This is a genomic window from Pseudomonas sp. C1C7, from assembly GCF_013359595.1.
Taxonomy (GTDB): domain Bacteria; phylum Pseudomonadota; class Gammaproteobacteria; order Pseudomonadales; family Pseudomonadaceae; genus Aquipseudomonas.
Genome location: NZ_JABFMP010000041.1, coordinates 15868 through 32654, shown reverse-complemented (window position 1 = coordinate 32654; position 16787 = coordinate 15868). Strand labels below are relative to the sequence as shown.

Here is a 16787-nt window from a genome sequence, read left to right as displayed (position 1 = left end):
TCCTGAGGACACAGAACATGAGCGATATCCCTGCCGACCTGCGTTTTGCCGAAAGCCACGAATGGGCACGCCTGGAAGCCGACGGCACCGTTACCGTGGGCATCAGCGATCACGCACAGGAAGCGCTGGGCGATGTGGTGTTCGTCGAATTGACCGAAGTGGGAAAAACCTTCGCGGCCGGTGATCAGTCGGGCGTGGTGGAATCGGTTAAAGCGGCCTCCGACATCTATTCCCCGGTTTCCGGCGAAGTGATCGCGGTCAACGAAGAGTTGAGCGCATCGCCTGAGCTGCTGAACTCCGAGCCATACGGCGCCTGGATCTTCAAGCTCAAGCCAAGCAACACCGCCGAGCTGGACAAGCTGCTGGATGCGGCTGGCTACAAGGCTGCCATCGGCGAATAAGCCTTGGGCGACACCCCAAAGCCCCGACCTGTCGGGGCTTTTTTATTTTTGGTGAATCAAAAGATCGCATTTCAATGTAGGAGCTGCCGAAGGCTGCGATCTTTTGATTTTCCATCGGCTGCTATGCTGGATTGACCGTGTTCCATCGACGCCGAGCGCCAGTCAAGAGAGAGCCCGTCATGTCCCAGTTGCCGTCCTTGAGCCTGTTACGCGATCCCAATGCCTTTCTTCGCCGCCACCTCGGGCCGGATGCCGCCGAGCAGCAGGCGATGCTCGACAGCCTTGGTCTGGGCAGCCGGGTCGAGTTGATCGAGCAGACGGTACCGCCGGGAATTCGCCTGAACCGTGCCCTCGACCTGCCGCCGGCCCTGGACGAAGAAGCCGCGTTGGCGAAACTGCGCGGCTATGCCGAGCAGAACCAGATCTGGACCAGCCTGATCGGCATGGGCTACCACGGCACGCTCACGCCGGCGGTCATCCTGCGCAACGTCCTGGAAAACCCCGGCTGGTACACCGCCTACACCCCCTATCAACCGGAAATCGCCCAGGGCCGGCTCGAAGCGTTGCTGAATTTCCAGCAGTTGACCATCGACCTCACCGGCCTTGAACTGGCCAACGCCTCGCTGCTGGACGAAGCCACGGCGGCCGCCGAAGCCATGGCGCTGGCCAAGCGGGTCGCCAAGTCGAAAAGCAATCTGTTCTTCGTCGATGAAAACTGCCATCCGCAGACCATTTCCGTGGTCCAAACCCGGGCCGAAGGTTTCGGCTTCGAGTTGATCATCGACACTGTGGATAACTTGAAGCAGCACCAGGTCTTTGGCGCTTTGCTGCAGTATCCCGACACCCACGGCGAGATCCGCGACCTGCGTGCGCTGATCGATCACCTGCATGCCCAGCAGGCGCTGGCGTGCGTCGCCGCCGACCTCTTGAGCCTGTTGCTGCTGACCCCGCCCGGGGAGTTGGGCGCCGATGTGGTGTTCGGCTCTTCCCAGCGCTTTGGCGTACCCATGGGCTACGGTGGACCCCATGCGGCGTTTTTCGCCAGCCGCGAAGAGTTCAAGCGGGCGATTCCCGGCAGGATCATCGGCGTGTCGAAAGATGCCCGTGGCAACGTCGCCCTGCGCATGGCCCTGCAAACCCGCGAGCAACACATTCGCCGGGAGAAGGCCAACTCCAACATCTGTACCGCGCAAGTGCTGTTGGCCAACATCGCCAGTTTCTATGCGGTCTATCACGGGCCGGAAGGGCTCAAGCGCATTGCCCAGCGGTTGCACCGGCTGACCTGCATCCTCGCCGCCGGCCTTGAGCGCAAGGGCATCAAGCGCGTGAACCAGCACTTCTTCGACACCCTGACCCTGGAGGTCGGCGGCACCCAGACCGCGATCATCGAAAGTGCCCAGGCCGCGCAGATCAATTTGCGCATCCTGGGGCGCGGGCGTTTGGGCCTGAGCCTCGACGAAACCTGCGATGAAACCACCGTGGCCCGGCTGTTCGATGTGTTCCTCGGTGCCGATCATGGGCTCAAGGTCGAAGACCTGGACGCCGAAGCTCTGGCTGGCGGCATTCCCCCAGGGCTTGTGCGAACCTCGCCTTATCTGCGCCATCCGGTGTTCAGCGCCCATCACAGCGAAACCGAAATGCTGCGCTACCTCAAGCAACTGGAAAACAAGGACCTGGCGCTCAATCAATCGATGATTCCGCTGGGCTCCTGCACCATGAAGCTCAACGCCACCAGCGAAATGATCCCGATCACCTGGCCGCAGTTCGCCAACCTGCATCCGTTTGCACCCAGGGAGCAGGCGGTCGGTTATTCATTGATGATCGAGGAACTGGAGCGCTGGCTCTGCGCGATCACCGGTTTCGATGCGATCTGCATGCAGCCCAACTCCGGCGCCCAGGGCGAGTACGCCGGGCTGCTGGCGATCCGCAAATACCACGAGAGCCGTCAGCAGGGCGGGCGTGACATTTGCCTGATTCCGTCCTCGGCCCACGGTACCAACCCGGCATCGGCGCAGATGGCCGGGATGCGCGTGGTGATTGTCGAGTGCGATGAGGCCGGCAACGTCGATCTGGATGATCTGAAAGAGAAAGCCGCGCACGCTGGCGACAAGCTTTCATGCCTGATGGCGACCTATCCGTCGACCCATGGCGTGTACGAGGAAGGCATCAGCGAAATCTGCGAGGTTATCCATAGCCATGGCGGCCAGGTGTACATGGACGGCGCCAACCTCAACGCCCAGGTCGGGCTGGCGCGGCCGGCGGACATCGGCGCCGACGTGTCTCACATGAACCTGCACAAAACCTTCTGTATTCCCCATGGCGGGGGCGGGCCGGGCATGGGGCCGATTGGCATCCGTGCGCATCTCGCGCCGTTCGTGGCCAATCACCCGGTGGTGCCGATCGACGGGCCGCTTGTGCAGAACGGTGCTGTCAGCGCCGCGCCCTGGGGCAGCGCGAGCATCCTGCCGATCAGTTGGATGTACATCGCGATGATGGGCCCGCAACTGGCGGATGCCAGCGAAGTGGCGATCCTCTCTGCGAATTACCTGGCGCGGCATTTGTCAGGAGCGTTCCCGGTGCTTTTCACTGGACGCAACGAACGGGTGGCCCACGAATGCATTCTCGATCTGCGTCCGCTCAAGACCTTGACCGGCATCAGTGAGGAGGACGTTGCCAAGCGCCTGATGGACTATGGCTTCCACGCGCCGACCATGTCCTTCCCGGTGCCGGGAACCTTAATGGTGGAACCTACCGAAAGCGAGTCGAAGGCCGAACTGGACCGCTTTATCGGCGCGATGCTTAGCATTCGTGCGGAGATCACCGAGGTGCAGAACGGCAACTGGCCGGCCGAGGACAACCCGCTCAAGCGCGCGCCGCATACCTTGGCCGATATCACCGGCGTCTGGGAGCGGCCGTACAGTGTCGAGCAGGGCGTCACGCCAGATGCCCACACCAAGGCCCACAAGTATTGGCCGGCGGTGAACCGGGTGGACAATGTGTATGGGGATCGCAACCTGTTCTGTGCGTGTGTGCCATTGGATGAGTACCGATAACCTGCGGATCACGCACGACCTTGTGGGAGCGAGCAAACCCGCTCCCACAGGGATTTGCATCAGGTTTGAAGATTGTGCAGAAAAAAAATGCCGCCCATTCGGGCGGCATATTTTCTGACCGGAAAGGTTACTCCGCAGCCACGGCATTCTTCGCCAGGATCGCATTCGCCAGTTCCATGTCCGTGGCCTGCAGGCCCGGGTTGTCGGCGCGGACTTTCTGCATCGCCGCTTCCAGGTACGGACCGCGGATGCCGCCATCGCTGGCGACGAAGCTGCTGGCGTCGTCCTGAGCGGCGATGATCAGCTTGTGGTCCTTGAACGTCAGATACGTCGAGCCGGTGGTTGCGCCGGAGGAAATGACGTTACGCCAGAAGCTGTCAGCCATCGCCGAACCGACAGGCAGGGACAACAGGGCGATGGTGGCGACAGCAAGTTTGAAACGCATGATGGGTGACTCCACTGTTTGATCTACGCCGTTGGATTGTCGCCCCCTGACTGAGTTCCATGCGCTCACGTCTACTTCTGCTCACTCTGCGGCGTGACCCGCAGCACCTCTTCGACCGTGGTCAGCCCCGCCGCCACTTTCTGCGCACCGGACAGCCGCAGGCTGCGCATTCCTTCCTTGAACGCCTGGCGCCTGACCGCCATCAGATCGGTATCAGGGCTGATCAGGGCTTTCACGCCGTCGGTCAATTGCATGATTTCGTAGACCCCGGCGCGGCCGTGATAGCCGGTGTCGCGACACTCCAGGCAACCGATGGCCCGTTGCGCGTTGGTGGGCAGTGGCGCCTGCCAGGGCCGGGTCAGGGTTTGCCAGTCTTCTTCGCCCAGGGTTTGCGGTGCCTTGCAGTGCGGGCACAGGGTTCGCACCAGACGCTGGGCCATGACGCCCAGCACCGTGGCCTTGATCAGGTAATGCGGCACGCCCAGTTCCAGCAGGCGGCTGATGGCGCTCGGCGCGTCGTTGGTGTGCAGCGTCGACAGCACCAGGTGGCCGGTGAGCGCGGCCTGGATCGCCATCTCCGCGGTTTCCAGGTCGCGGATCTCGCCGATCATGATGATGTCCGGGTCCTGCCGCATCAGCGCGCGCACCCCGGAGGCGAAAGTCAGGTCGATGTTGTGCTGGACCTGCATCTGATTGAACGCCGGCTCGACCATCTCGATCGGGTCTTCGATGGTGCAGAGGTTGACCTCCGGCGTCGCCAGTTTTTTCAGGGTGGTGTAGAGCGTGGTGGTCTTGCCGGACCCGGTCGGCCCGGTGACCAGAATGATGCCGTTGGGCTGGCGGGTCATGTCCTGCCAGCGGCGCAGGTCGTCGGCGGAAAACCCGAGCTGGTCGAAATCCTTCAGCAGGACCTCGGGGTCGAAAATCCGCATGACCATTTTTTCGCCAAAGGCGGTGGGCAGGGTCGAGAGTCGCAGCTCCACTTCGCCGCCGTCCGGGGTCTTGGTCTTGACCCGGCCGTCCTGGGGTTTGCGTTTCTCCGCGACGTTCATCCGCCCCAGGGTTTTCAGGCGGCTGACGATGGCCATGCTGACCTGCGGCGGAAACTGGTAGACGTTGTGCAGCACGCCGTCGATGCGAAAGCGCACCGTACCCTGCTCGCGCCGGGGTTCGATGTGGATATCGCTGGCGCGCTGCTGGAAGGCGTACTGGAACAACCAGTCGACGATATTGACGATGTGCGCGTCGTTGGCGTCCGGCTCCTGGTCGCTGGCGCCGAGGTTGAGCAACTGTTCGAAGTTGCCCAGGGTGTTGACCTGTTGCTCGCCGTTGCTGGCGCCGGTGACCGATTTGGCCAGGCGGAAAAACTCCACGCTGAAGCGCTGGATGTCCACCGGGTTGGCCACTACGCGCTTGATCGGCAGCTTCAGCACATGGGTCAGGTCGGCCTCCCAACTGCTGACGTAGGGCTGGGCGCTGGCGACGGTCACGGCGTCACGGTCGATGGACACCGCGAGAATCTTGTGGCGCTGGGCGAAGGCGTAGGACATCAGCGGCATGACGGCCGCGACGTTGATTTTCAGCGGGTCGATACGCAGATAAGGCTGGCCCGCCTGCTGGGACAGCCACAGGGTCAGGTTTTCCAGATCGTGGTGTTTGCCGGGGCGGCTGAGGTCGTCCAGTTGCTGGCTGGCGATGAACTCCAGAGGATGCATCTGGCCATGGGCGGCGTGACGGCGACGGGCATTGAGCGCGTGCTCGGCCGAGTCCTGGCTGATATAGCCCTGGGCGACCAGTTCACGCAGTACATCATTGATATCCAGCCAGCGGTCCTGAAAGGCGAGTTGAACGGACATGCGGGCTCCTTTTGAACACAAGTGCGCAAAGGATAGTCGTGGCGCAACAGACCGTTGGGCCACTACCCGACGAAGCCGTATCGATTTCTTTCAGCCGGTGGCCTGGGCCACTTCGAGCTTTGGTGCGTCGGCGGTGTGCAGATCCACCGAGCAGACGCTGATCAGGTTACGCAGTTTTTCCGCAATCACCTGGGCGCGATGCCAGCTCAATCCGTCGATCACCACTTCGATGCTCAGGTCGTCCGCCTCGCGCTGCACGTTCACCTGTTGCGGCGTCAGGAACTGCAAGGCGAACAGGTTGAGCGCGCGACACAGCAGGTCGGGTTCGGCGTTGGCCTGCAATTGGTAGCGAACGCGGCAATGCGCGTTGCTGGCGTTCCAGACATCGGCCCGGGCGGGCAGGGTATTTACGGCTTCCAGATGAGGCATGGTCGTTCTCCAAAATCGCTGGAGAAATATTTACATTCGATGGCGGGTATTTCTTATCTAAGATGAGCGTAATTGCATCGGTTGCGAATAGATCAATTCCTTAATTCATCAGTTGAAGGTTTTTTTATGCAGAGCGAGCTGGACAGTTACGACCGCAGGATCCTGGCGTTGCTGCAGGAGGACGCCTCGCTCTCCAGCGCGCAGATCGCCGAACAGGTTGGCTTGTCGCAGTCGCCTTGCTGGCGACGGATTCAGCGGATGAAGGAGGAGGGGATCATTCGCGCCCAGGTGACCTTGCTCGACCGCAAGAAAATCGGCCTGAACACGCAGATCTTCGCCCAGGTCAAACTCAACGCCCACGGGCGTTCGAACTTCACCGAATTCACCGAAGCGATTCGCGGCTTCCCCGAAGTGCTGGAGTGTTATGTGCTGATGGGGGCGGTGGATTTCATGCTGCGGATCGTCGCCGCGGACATCGAGGCGTATGAGCGATTCTTCTTCGAGAAGCTGTCGCTGGTGCCGGGGATTCAGGAGGTGAACTCGATTGTGGCGTTGTCGGAGATCAAGTCGACGACCAGTTTGCCGGTGATGCGCTAAAGCAAAAGATCGCAGCCTGCGGCAGCTCCTGCAGGGGAATGTGTACTCCTGTACGAGCTGCCGAAGGCTGCGATCTTTTAGCGGTATTACAGACGCAACAGCATCTTCCACGCCCGGTTCTGATACACCGCAATCGCCTGCTGCTTGCGCGCGTCCAGGGCTTCGTCGGTGATCGGTTCGTTGGCCAGTTGCGCCAGTTTGTTCATCTCGCCGTACAGACGATCCATCTCCGGAATGTCCAGCACGTTGCGCGCGTGGTGCAGCCAGACCTGGATGCGTTCGATACGCGGCAGTTGCTCGGCCAGGTCTTCGGGTTGCTGCTGGTAGCGTTGCAGTTGCAGCGAGCTGGCTTCTTCGCTCAGCAGTCGCGGCAGCCAGCTGCTCAGTTGCGCCGCGCCCTGGCGATTGCCGCGGGTGTTGCGGTCGGCGGCCCAGGTGCGGGCCAGCAGCCAGCGTGAAGTGGTCAGCGAGAACAGGCCCCAGCGCGGGTCTTCCAGCTCTTCGAGGAACTGCTCCGGCGCGGCTTTGCGGATGTCTTCATCGTCCGCACCGGCCTGGACCAGCGGGCGCCAGTCTTCCAGCAGGGCGTCCAGGGCAACGCGCAAATCGTGAGTCGACTGACGCGGGGCGGCCTGGCCCAGGCTGCTGATCAGTGCACGCAGTTCGGCCAGGTTTTCCACCCAGTCCTGCAGCAGACGCCAGTGGCCGTTGAAGCGATACTGCTCGGCCAGACGCTGGCTGCTGCCCAGCAAATGCCAGGACAGCGCGGCGAAGGCTTCGTCCAGCGGAGTCTCGGCGGTCAGTTGCGGGGCCGGCAGGCTCAGGGAATAGCTGTTGGCGTCGTACAGGCGATAGCCGCGTTCGGCCTTGCTGATGTCGCAGGGCATCAGGGCCAGCTTCTCGGCCAGTTCCGCGGCCAGTTCCAGCAGCGCGGCGGGCTCGCCTTCGCGCAGTTCCAGTTCCAGTTCGCAGATTTCTTCTTTCTGTTTGCCGACCACTACATGGCCCAGGTCCAGCGCGGCTTCGATGACCACCTTGGCCTTGCCGCGACCCCAGGCGATTTCGGCGCGTTCGCGGACGAAATCGGTGGTGAAGATCGGCTTCAGGGTTTTCTTGTCCAGCTCGGCCAGGGCTTCGGGCCAGCATTCGCCGTCGAGCTTCTTCAGGTCGAGCTTGGCCTTTGGCAGGTTCCAGTCGTATTCGTTGCGCACCGACAGACCGGCGACGCTCTGGCCGCGGGTCTTGAGGGTCTGAATCACTTCATCGCCATCCTTGCGCAGGCGCAGGGCAACCTTGGCGTGGGCCAGGTCGCGCTCGGGGGTGTCGAAGTACTGATTCATCAGCTCACGGCGTTCCCAGCCGGACTTGATGCGTTTTTTAAGCAGTGGATGCTCGCGCAGGGCGGCGAGGGTTTCGCGGCTGACGCGGAGTTTGATTTCGGTTTCTTTCTGCATGGCCGGAAAATCCAGGATCGGGAGCGCAGCCGGGGGGAATGTATGGCTGCCAAGGTCGTGCAGTGTACAGCACTGGTCCGGACTGCGCCGTGCAACGGTTTATTCCTGTCACCGGATCGCTCTATGATGGACTTCAATTCGGGGGTTGGAGTCTGCGATGCCTTTGCCGTCCATGAAAGATCAGTTCGCTGCGCTGATCGCTGCACCGTCCGTCAGTTGTACCCAGCCAAGGCTCGATCAATCCAATCGTGCGGTGATCGACCTGTTGGCCACGTGGCTGGGCGATCTGGGTTTTGCCTGCGATATCCAGCAGGTCAGCCCGGGCAAATTCAATCTGCTCGCCACGTTCGGCTCCGGCCCCGGCGGGCTGGTGCTGGCCGGGCACAGCGATACCGTGCCGTTCGACGGCGCCCTGTGGAATACCGATCCGCTGAAACTCACCGAAGTCGACGGCCGCTGGGTGGGCCTGGGCAGTTGCGACATGAAGGGCTTTTTCGCCCTGGCCATCGAAGCGCTCAAGCCTTTGCTCGATCAGCCGTTCAAGCAGCCGCTGATGATCCTCGCCACCTGCGATGAAGAAAGCTCGATGTCTGGTGCCCGGGCACTGGCGCAAGCCGGGCGGCCATTGGGCAGGGCGGCGGTGATCGGCGAGCCGACGGGGCTGCGGCCGATCCGCATGCACAAGGGCATCATGATGGAGCGCATCGATATTCTCGGTCAGAGCGGCCACTCCTCGGACCCGCGCCTGGGCCACAGCGCCCTGGAAGCCATGCACGATGCCATCGGCGAGCTGCGCGGCTTGCGTCTGTTGTGGCAGCGCGAATTCCGCAATCCGCAGTTCGGCGTACCGACCCCGACCCTGAATTTCGGCTGCATCCACGGCGGCGACAACCCCAACCGTATCTGTGGTCAGTGTTCGCTGGAGTTCGACCTGCGACCGCTGCCGGGCATGGACCCCAAGGCCTTGCGCGCCGAGATCCTGCAGCGGCTCAAGCCGGTGGCCGAGCGGCATCAGGTGAAGATCGACTACGCGCCGCTGTTCCCCGACGTGCCGTCATTCGAGCAGGCCGAAGGCGCGGAACTGGTGCGAATCGCCGAAAAGCTCACCGGCCACAGTGCCGAAGCGGTGGCATTCGGCACCGAAGCACCTTATCTTCAGCGACTTGGCTGCGAGACCGTGGTGCTCGGCCCCGGCGACATCGCCTGCGCCCACCAGCCGGGAGAATTCCTTGAAATGTCACGTTTGCAGCCTACGGTGCATCTATTACGGCAGTTGATTGAACATTACTGCCTGAAGCCAGCCATCAGCGGCTGAACGCAACCCTTGTAGGAGCTGCCGAAGGCTGCGATCTTTTGATCTTGCCTTTAAAAGCGAAGATCAAAAGATCGCAGCCTTCGGCAGCCCCTACAGATAAGGGAGCGTTGTTAAATTGCCAGTGTCCCAACCCGTATTCATGAGGAGAGCGCGCGTGTCGCCAAGCCTGTTCCGACGATAACCATCAGCCCGCTGTGCGTTTTCTGTTCGCCCTTTTTTTCGGCTGCTATTTATTACAGGCCCAGGTTCATGCCCGAATACGTCAATTGGCTTCGTCACGCTTCCCCTTACATCAACGCCCACCGCGATTGCACCTTTGTCGTCATGCTGCCCGGCGACGGCGTTGAGCACTCCAACTTCGGCAATATCGTCCACGACCTGGTGCTGTTGCACAGCCTGGGCGTGCGTCTGGTGCTGGTTCACGGTTCCCGTCCGCAAATCGAAGCTCGCCTGGAGGCTCGCGGCCTGACGCCGCATTACCACCATGGCATGCGCATCACCGATGCCGCGACCCTGGAATGCGTGATCGACGCCGTTGGTCAGCTGCGCATCGCCATCGAAGCGCGCCTGTCCATGGACATGGCGTCCTCGCCGATGCAGGGCTCGCGCCTGCGGGTGGCCAGCGGCAACCTGGTGACGGCGCGGCCGATCGGCGTGCTCGAAGGCGTCGACTATCACCACACCGGCGAAGTGCGCCGGGTCGACCGCAAGGGCATCAATCGCCTGCTCGACGAGCGCTCCATCGTGCTGCTCTCGCCCCTGGGTTACTCGCCGACCGGTGAAATCTTCAACCTCGCCTGCGAAGACGTCGCCACCCGCGCCGCCATCGACCTGGGCGCGGACAAGCTGCTGCTGTTCGGTGCCGAAGAAGGCCTGATCGATGAGCACGGGCGTCTGGTGCGCGAACTGCGTCCACAGCAGGTGCCGGCGCATCTGCAGCGCCTGGGAAGCAACTATCAGGCGGAACTGCTGGATGCGGCGGCCGAAGCCTGCCGTGGCGGCGTGGCGCGCAGCCATATCGTCAGTTACGCCGAAGACGGCGCGCTGCTGACCGAACTCTTCACCCGCGACGGTGGCGGCACCCTGGTGGCCCAGGAGCAGTTCGAAGTGGTGCGCGAAGCGGCAATCGAAGACGTGGGTGGATTACTGGACCTGATCAGCCCGCTGGAAGAGCAGGGGATTCTGGTGCGTCGTTCCCGCGAAGTGCTGGAGCGCGAGATCGAGCAGTTCAGCGTGGTCGAGCGTGAAGGCATGATCATCGCCTGTGCGGCGCTGTATCAGATTGCCGATTCGGACGCCGGCGAGCTGGCTTGCCTGGCGGTGAATCCGGAGTACCGGCATGGCGGTCGTGGCGACGAGTTGCTGGAGCGCATTGAAGATCGCGCCCGGGCCCAGGGGTTGAAAACCCTGTTCGTCCTCACCACCCGCACGGCCCACTGGTTCCGCGAGCGCGGCTTTGCGCCAAGCAGCGTCGAGCGCCTGCCATCGGCGCGGGCGTCGCTGTACAACTATCAGCGTAATTCGAAGATCTTCGAAAAGGCCCTGTGAACACCACCCAAACCCTGTAGGAGCGTGCTCGCTCCTACAGGGGGGGCGTGTCAGTCCTGCACGAACTTCGCACTGACATACGGCGAATAATCCGCCAGTACCGTCTCAACCTTCCCCTGTTCCTTCAGGAACTTCGCCGTCTCGCCAATCGCCTTGGCCGTGCCGCCATCGAGCAGCGCGCTGGTCTGTTGCGCCTTGGCATCCGGGAACGCCGATCCCGCGAGCAATTCCGGTACGTCGGCGGCATTGGCACCGGTCAATTTGGCGATTTTTTGCACCGGCACGGAGTCCGCCGTCCAGCTGTCCTTATGCGCCGCATAATCGGCAAACGAGTCGAGGGTGACCTTGGCGAATTTCGCCACCACTTCGGGGTGCTTCTCGGCGAAATCCTTGCGCGCGACCCAGACCTCGAAGGTCGGCGCGCCCCACTGGCCGACCTGGGCGGCGTCGGTCAAGGTCTTGCCGGTCTTGCGAATTTCCCCCAGCGCCGGCGACCAGACGAACGCGCCGTCGATGTCCCCACGCTTCCACGCCGCGGCGATTTCCGCCGGTTGCAGGTTCACCACTTTGACCTTCGAGGTGTCCAGGCCCCAGTGCTTGAGCGCGCCCAACAGGCTGTAGTGAGAGGTGGAAACGAAGGGCGTGGCGATGGTCTTGCCGATCAGATCCTGCGGTTTATCGATACCGCTGCCGTTGCGCACCACCAGCGCCTCGGCGGCATTGATCTGCGCCGAAACGATGAACGCGACGATCGGCAGGTTGCGCGACGCAGCCGCCGCCAGCGGGCTGGAGCCGAGATTGCCGATCTGCACATCGCCCGAGGCAATGGCCGTGACCACTTCCGGGCCGCTGTTGAAGCGACGCCAGTCGATTTTCTCACCGATGGTTTTTTCGTAGAGGCCGTCTGCCTGAGGGACTTTGCTTGGATCGATGCCGGTCTGGTAACCGACCGTGAGGTTGGCAGCGTGCGCGGTAAAAGAAAATAGCAGCGATACACAAACTGTCACAATTGGTCTGGATAGTGCGCGTCGGGTGGTCATGGCGTTGTCCTTTTCGACTGGATTTGTTTCAGGATTGCTTCAAAACCTAATCGATATAAGAAACGCAAAATAAATAACATTTAGGAATTAGCTTATGAGCCGGCCGCTCTATTCTGAGGGGGTTCAGGCACCGTGAGCTAAATACCTAAATGGTATGAGAAAAGAAGCCATCCATTCTTTTCAGGTTTGTGGCGAATTCATGACCCTGCATGGACCAAAAAACCGGGGATTAGACTATGGTCGTAGACACACATAGTTACGATTGACTTGTGAGTCACCGTCCGGCGCTAATCGCGCATCTTTGGATTTCAGGGCATTTGACCCGGAACCAGGACTACAAGAATTAGAGATGAGAGGAGCGAAACAATGAACAAGTCCACCTTGGCCTTGGCCGTGGCCTTTGGGGTTCTGGCGCAGCAGGCAGGCGCCGCGGGTTTCATCGAAGACAGCAAGGCATCGGTTAGTTCGCGTACTTATTATTTCGACGCCGATAACCGTGAAAATGCTGCCAACACCACTAACAATACTCCTTCAAACAGACAGCGCGAAGCCGCTGAAGGCCTGAAGTTCGACTACCAGTCAGGCTTCACCCAAGGTGTCGTCGGTTTCGGTATCGACGCCCAGGCGCTGGTCGGTATCCACCTGGATGGCGGCAAGGGTCACCACCCGGACAACAACTCGTTCACTCCTAGCGATTCCGACGGTTCGGCAGAGAGCTCGTGGAGCCGTCTGGCCGGTAACGTCAAGGCACGCTTCTCCAAGACCGAAGCCCACGTGGGCGGCGCTCTGATGCCGAACATGCCGATCCTGATCGCGAACGACAGCCGTGTGCTGCCGCAAACGTTTGAAGGCGGCACCATCACCTCGAAGGAAATCGACAACGTCACCTTCAACGTCGGTCAACTCGAGCACGCCACCGGTCGCGCTTCGTCCAACAGCACTGGCCTGGCCGTAGCCGGCGGTACTCAGGACAGCAATCAGTTCCGTTACGCCGGTGCCGACTGGAAGGTCACCAAAGACCTCTTGCTGCAGTACTACTACGCAAACCTGGAAGACTACTACAAGCAGAACTTCCTCGGCCTGGTACACGTTTACCCGATCGCGCCGAACCAGTCCTTCAAGACTGACCTGCGTTACTTCGACAGCAGCTCCGACGGCAAGAACGGCCAGGCTGGCTATCAGTTCAACAACAACAACGGTTTTGCCAAGACCCCGGGCGAGGTCGACAACAAGACCTGGAGCGCCACGTTCACCTATACCCTGGGCGGCAGCGCATTCCTGCTCGGTCACCAGCGTGTCAACGATGACGGCGGCTTCGTGTTCCTGAACCAGGGCAACGTTGTCGATGGCAACGGTCGCAACGAAGGTGCCGGCGGCGCCAGCTTCTACTCCTTCACCGACGCCACCGTGGGCAGCTTCATCCGTGCCGGTGAAAACACCACCTACGGTCAGTACTCCTACGACTTCGCCTCTCTGGGCGTGCCAGGTCTGAAAGCTTCGGCTGCCTACCTGTACGGTCGGGACATCAAGGCCACCAATGGCGTGGGTGATGACCTGAACGAGCGCGAGACCGACTTGCGTGTGGACTACGTGATTCAGACCGGTATGCTCAAAGGCTTCGGCACCACGCTGCGTCACGGTATGTATCGTGGCAACACCAGCACCGCCGACCAGGATCAGACCCGTCTGATCTTCAACTACACCTACAGCTTCATGTAAGCAGCTGGTGTAAAAAGAGCCCCGTCCTAGTACGGGGCTTTCTTTTGGGTCAACTTTTTTATTCCATAAAACTAACTATCGATGATTTTTTATTCTTTTTAGATTTTTATCCAAACGTCTACAGTAGCCCCCACCTGACCAACAGGCCCCGCAACACCCCGGTTCACTTACTTGTTGCACCCTCCCGATCACCACGACTACAGGAATCGGTTTGCATGCCGATATCTTTCCTGGTCGGACATCGTATGACTAGATATATTCCATTCCGATATAAATAGGGTTTGGGCGATTCATTTCGGTTTTATGAACAGGTATGCTGCGCCCCCCGATTTTCAGGGGCAGCTATTCACTGCGGGTTCGTGGTGCCAGTCATACGAATCAAGGATCCAGGGCAATCGACCCCGGACCTAAAAATTAGAAATAACAGGAGCGAAACAATGAACAAGTCCACCTTGGCCCTGGCTGTGGCCGTAGGGGTTTTGGCGCAGCAGGCAAGCGCCGCCGGTTTCATCGAAGACAGCAAGGCCACTTTGGGTCTGCGTAACTTCTACATCAACACCGACTACCGTGACGGCACTGGCCCGAACAAGAACGAAGAGTGGGGCCAAGGCTTCGACCTGCGTTTCACTTCCGGTTACACCCAGGGCACCGTCGGCTTCGGTATCGACGCGATCGGCCTGCTGGGCGTGAAGCTGGATTCGGGTGGCGGTACTAACGGTGCGGTGAACAACTCCTACGGCGGTACCGTTTTCCCGAGCAAGTCCAACGGCGAAGCGGTAGACAACTTCTCCAGCCTGGGCCTGACCGCCAAGGCCAAGGTCTCGCAGACCGAGCTGAAGCTGGGCACCCTGCAGCCAAAACTGCCGGTGATCGTGACCAACGACGGTCGTCTGCTGCCGCAAACCTGGCAAGGTGGCCAGATCACCTCCGGTGACATCAAGGACCTGACCCTGGTCGGTGGCCAGATCGAGCAGGCCAAGGGCCGTAACTCGAGCAACAACCAGCAGCTGTCGATCTCCGGCTCCAACAGCCGTACCGCAGCGGGCCGTGACAGCAACAAGTTCATCTATGCCGGTGGTGACTACAAAATCACCAAGGACCTGACCGCGCAGTACTACTACGGCAACCTGGAAGAGTTCTACAAGCAACACTTCCTGGGCCTGACTCACAACTGGGCAATCGGCCCGGGCGTGTTGAAGTCCGACCTGCGTTACTTCAACAGCTCCGACGACGGCGCAAACGGTCACGATCCTGCGTACTTCACCACCGGTAACTACAACGCGCCGAACGGCAAGGGCAAAGTCGACAACAACCTGTACAGCGGCCTGTTCCTCTACACCGTCGAAGGTCACACCTTCGGTGGCGGTTACCAGGTCAGCAACGGCAGCAGCGACTTCCCTTGGCTGAATCAGGGCGACGGCTCGTCGGCCTACATCATCACCGACATGCAGATCCAGAAGTTCGCCCGTGCCGGCGAGCGCACCTGGCAGGCTCGCTACTCGTTCGACTTCGCCAAGGTTGGCGTACCTGGCCTGACGGCGGGTCTGGTTTACCTCAAGGGCGACGACATCGATACCGTCAACGCTGCCGGTCGCCAGGCGGCCAATGGCGCTTCCGAGTGGGAGCGCGACCTGACCGTGGGTTACGTCGTCCAGTCCGGCGCCCTGAAGAACCTGGGCTTCATGTGGAAAAACGCCATGTGGCGCACCGACCTGCCGAACACCCGTTCCCAGGACGAAAACCGCCTGATCGTCAGCTACTCGATTCCGCTGCTGTAAGCACGCGCGGGTAACCGACGAAAAAAAGCCCCGCCCGGCATCACGCCGGGCGGGGCTTTTGCGTTTCAAGACGGAGTCACCCCCGTAATCCCGCCCCGAAACGCCCCTTTTTGCAGCAACTCAAGGCCTTCTCGAACCTTGTGAGCGATGTTCGGCCCGATGGCTGATCAGGTCCAGTGAACAGATGTTTAATATTTCTATATGGTCTAAATAAAGCGATATTTATTCTTTTTAATAGATAAGAAACCCAGGCACAGTGGAGCTCAATAAGCACTCAAAAGGAGCAGCACCATGGGTATCAGACTCGGCGACATCGCCCCCGATTTCGAACAGGATTCCAGCGCCGGTACCATCCGTTTCCACCAGTGGCTGGGCGATAGCTGGGGTGTGCTGTTCTCGCACCCGGCGGACTTCACGCCGGTGTGCACCACTGAACTGGGCTTCACCGCCAGGTTGAAAGACGAGTTCGCCAAGCGCGGAGTCAAGGCCATCGCGCTGTCCGTCGACCCGGTGGACTCCCATCATCGCTGGATCGAAGACATCAACGACACCCAGAACACCGTGGTCAACTTCCCGATCCTCGACGACGCCGACCGCAAGGTCTCGGACCTCTACGACCTGATTCATCCCAATGCCAATGACACCCTGACCGTGCGCTCGCTGTTCGTGATCGACCCGAACAAGAAGGTGCGGCTGACGATTACCTACCCGGCCAGTACCGGCCGCAACTTCAACGAAATCCTGCGGGTGATCGATTCGCTGCAGCTTACCGACAACTACAAGGTGGCCACCCCGGCCAACTGGCAGGACGGTGACGAGGTGGTGATCGTGCCGTCGCTCAAGGATGAAGAGGAAATCAAACAGCGCTTTCCCAATGGCTATCGGGCGGTCAGGCCCTATCTGCGCCTCACACCGCAGCCGAACCGCTAACACCCGCCATTGCCTGTCCCTGAACCTGTGGAAGCGAAGGGGAATTGAGGGGGGTGTACCGATCCACGATGCAGGGGACTTCAGGCCGTTTCGACGGCCTTTTTTTATGCCTGGAAAACGCTCGTTCATATATCTCCATATCGAATAATCAAATGAATAAATATGATTTATAGATATATGAATCAGCTGTTAAGGTCACTCCCATCGAAGCGAGATCGCAAT

Annotated in this window: 13 protein-coding genes; 8 read left to right on the top strand and 5 right to left on the bottom strand. The window is 60.6% G+C overall.

The features are described 5' to 3' along the window. The first annotated feature begins 17 nt into the window (after positions 1–17). Entirely contained in the window at positions 18–401 is a 384-nt protein-coding gene (gene gcvH / locus HNO86_RS25550; protein ID WP_175379699.1) for a glycine cleavage system protein GcvH, read from the top strand. Positions 402–580: 179 nt separating this feature from the next. Beyond that, entirely contained in the window at positions 581–3454 is a 2874-nt protein-coding gene (gene gcvP, locus HNO86_RS25545) for an aminomethyl-transferring glycine dehydrogenase (protein ID WP_175379698.1), read from the top strand. Between the two features lie 127 nt (positions 3455–3581). Here the strand turns inward: gcvP and HNO86_RS25540 are convergent, their stop codons facing one another. The 3 genes from HNO86_RS25540 to HNO86_RS25530 all read right to left on the bottom strand — a co-directional run bounded on the left by HNO86_RS25540 (position 3582) and on the right by HNO86_RS25530 (position 6184). Beyond that, positions 3582–3899 (bottom strand): DUF2388 domain-containing protein, encoded by a 318-nt coding sequence (locus tag HNO86_RS25540; RefSeq protein ID WP_175379697.1) that lies wholly within the window; start codon positions 3897–3899, stop codon positions 3582–3584. A 71-nt stretch (positions 3900–3970) separates the two neighbouring features. After that, positions 3971–5755 carry a GspE/PulE family protein gene (locus HNO86_RS25535; RefSeq protein ID WP_175379696.1) on the bottom strand — a complete coding sequence of 595 codons (1785 nt, stop codon included), beginning with the start codon at positions 5753–5755 and terminating at the stop codon, positions 3971–3973. 90 nt (positions 5756–5845) lie between these two features. Continuing rightward, on the bottom strand, positions 5846–6184 hold the full coding sequence (locus tag HNO86_RS25530) for a hypothetical protein (RefSeq protein ID WP_175379695.1): 339 nt from the start codon (positions 6182–6184) through the stop codon (positions 5846–5848). Positions 6185–6310: 126 nt separating this feature from the next. Between HNO86_RS25530 and HNO86_RS25525 the strand changes: the two genes are divergently transcribed. Continuing rightward, entirely contained in the window at positions 6311–6781 is a 471-nt protein-coding gene (locus HNO86_RS25525; protein WP_175379694.1) for an Lrp/AsnC family transcriptional regulator, read from the top strand. Positions 6782–6867: 86 nt separating this feature from the next. Here the strand turns inward: HNO86_RS25525 and HNO86_RS25520 are convergent, their stop codons facing one another. Next, entirely contained in the window at positions 6868–8235 is a 1368-nt protein-coding gene (locus tag HNO86_RS25520) for an inorganic triphosphatase (protein ID WP_175379693.1), read from the bottom strand. A 157-nt stretch (positions 8236–8392) separates the two neighbouring features. Between HNO86_RS25520 and argE the strand changes: the two genes are divergently transcribed. Both argE and argA read left to right on the top strand, forming a co-directional pair. After that, on the top strand, positions 8393–9550 hold the full coding sequence (gene argE / locus HNO86_RS25515; RefSeq protein WP_175379692.1) for an acetylornithine deacetylase: 1158 nt from the start codon (positions 8393–8395) through the stop codon (positions 9548–9550). A 249-nt stretch (positions 9551–9799) separates the two neighbouring features. Further along, complete coding sequence (gene argA, locus HNO86_RS25510; protein ID WP_175379691.1) at positions 9800–11098, top strand: amino-acid N-acetyltransferase; 1299 nt, start codon at positions 9800–9802, stop codon at positions 11096–11098. Positions 11099–11148: 50 nt separating this feature from the next. Here argA and tauA read toward each other — a convergent pair whose 3' ends face one another. Then, entirely contained in the window at positions 11149–12138 is a 990-nt protein-coding gene (gene tauA, locus HNO86_RS25505) for a taurine ABC transporter substrate-binding protein (RefSeq protein ID WP_175379690.1), read from the bottom strand. A gap of 366 nt (positions 12139–12504) precedes the next feature. On the opposite strand from tauA, the gene HNO86_RS25500 reads away from it, so the two are divergent. The 3 genes from HNO86_RS25500 (at position 12505) to HNO86_RS25490 (ending at position 16565) form a co-directional block, all read left to right on the top strand. Further along, positions 12505–13857, top strand: coding sequence for an OprD family outer membrane porin (locus tag HNO86_RS25500; RefSeq protein ID WP_175379689.1), 1353 nt, complete (start codon positions 12505–12507; stop codon positions 13855–13857). Positions 13858–14294: 437 nt separating this feature from the next. Then, positions 14295–15635 (top strand): OprD family porin, encoded by a 1341-nt coding sequence (locus tag HNO86_RS25495; RefSeq protein WP_175379688.1) that lies wholly within the window; start codon positions 14295–14297, stop codon positions 15633–15635. Positions 15636–15926: 291 nt separating this feature from the next. Continuing rightward, a complete protein-coding gene (locus tag HNO86_RS25490) occupies positions 15927–16565 on the top strand; it encodes a peroxiredoxin (protein WP_175379687.1) in 639 nt (212 codons plus the stop codon). Positions 16566–16787: the final 222 nt, after the last annotated feature.

Excerpts from the sequence above, each read along its gene's own strand:
- gcvH (WP_175379699.1), top strand. The coding sequence starts at position 18 with ATGAGCGATATCCCTGCCGACCTGCGTTTTGCCGAAAGCCACGAATGG.
- gcvP (WP_175379698.1), top strand. The coding sequence starts at position 581 with ATGTCCCAGTTGCCGTCCTTGAGCCTGTTACGCGATCCCAATGCCTTT.
- HNO86_RS25540 (WP_175379697.1), bottom strand. The coding sequence starts at position 3,899 with ATGCGTTTCAAACTTGCTGTCGCCACCATCGCCCTGTTGTCCCTGCCT.
- HNO86_RS25535 (WP_175379696.1), bottom strand. The coding sequence starts at position 5,755 with ATGTCCGTTCAACTCGCCTTTCAGGACCGCTGGCTGGATATCAATGAT.
- HNO86_RS25530 (WP_175379695.1), bottom strand. The coding sequence starts at position 6,184 with ATGCCTCATCTGGAAGCCGTAAATACCCTGCCCGCCCGGGCCGATGTC.
- HNO86_RS25525 (WP_175379694.1), top strand. The coding sequence starts at position 6,311 with ATGCAGAGCGAGCTGGACAGTTACGACCGCAGGATCCTGGCGTTGCTG.
- HNO86_RS25520 (WP_175379693.1), bottom strand. The coding sequence starts at position 8,235 with ATGCAGAAAGAAACCGAAATCAAACTCCGCGTCAGCCGCGAAACCCTC.
- argE (WP_175379692.1), top strand. The coding sequence starts at position 8,393 with ATGCCTTTGCCGTCCATGAAAGATCAGTTCGCTGCGCTGATCGCTGCA.
- argA (WP_175379691.1), top strand. The coding sequence starts at position 9,800 with ATGCCCGAATACGTCAATTGGCTTCGTCACGCTTCCCCTTACATCAAC.
- tauA (WP_175379690.1), bottom strand. The coding sequence starts at position 12,138 with ATGACCACCCGACGCGCACTATCCAGACCAATTGTGACAGTTTGTGTA.
- HNO86_RS25500 (WP_175379689.1), top strand. The coding sequence starts at position 12,505 with ATGAACAAGTCCACCTTGGCCTTGGCCGTGGCCTTTGGGGTTCTGGCG.
- HNO86_RS25495 (WP_175379688.1), top strand. The coding sequence starts at position 14,295 with ATGAACAAGTCCACCTTGGCCCTGGCTGTGGCCGTAGGGGTTTTGGCG.
- HNO86_RS25490 (WP_175379687.1), top strand. The coding sequence starts at position 15,927 with ATGGGTATCAGACTCGGCGACATCGCCCCCGATTTCGAACAGGATTCC.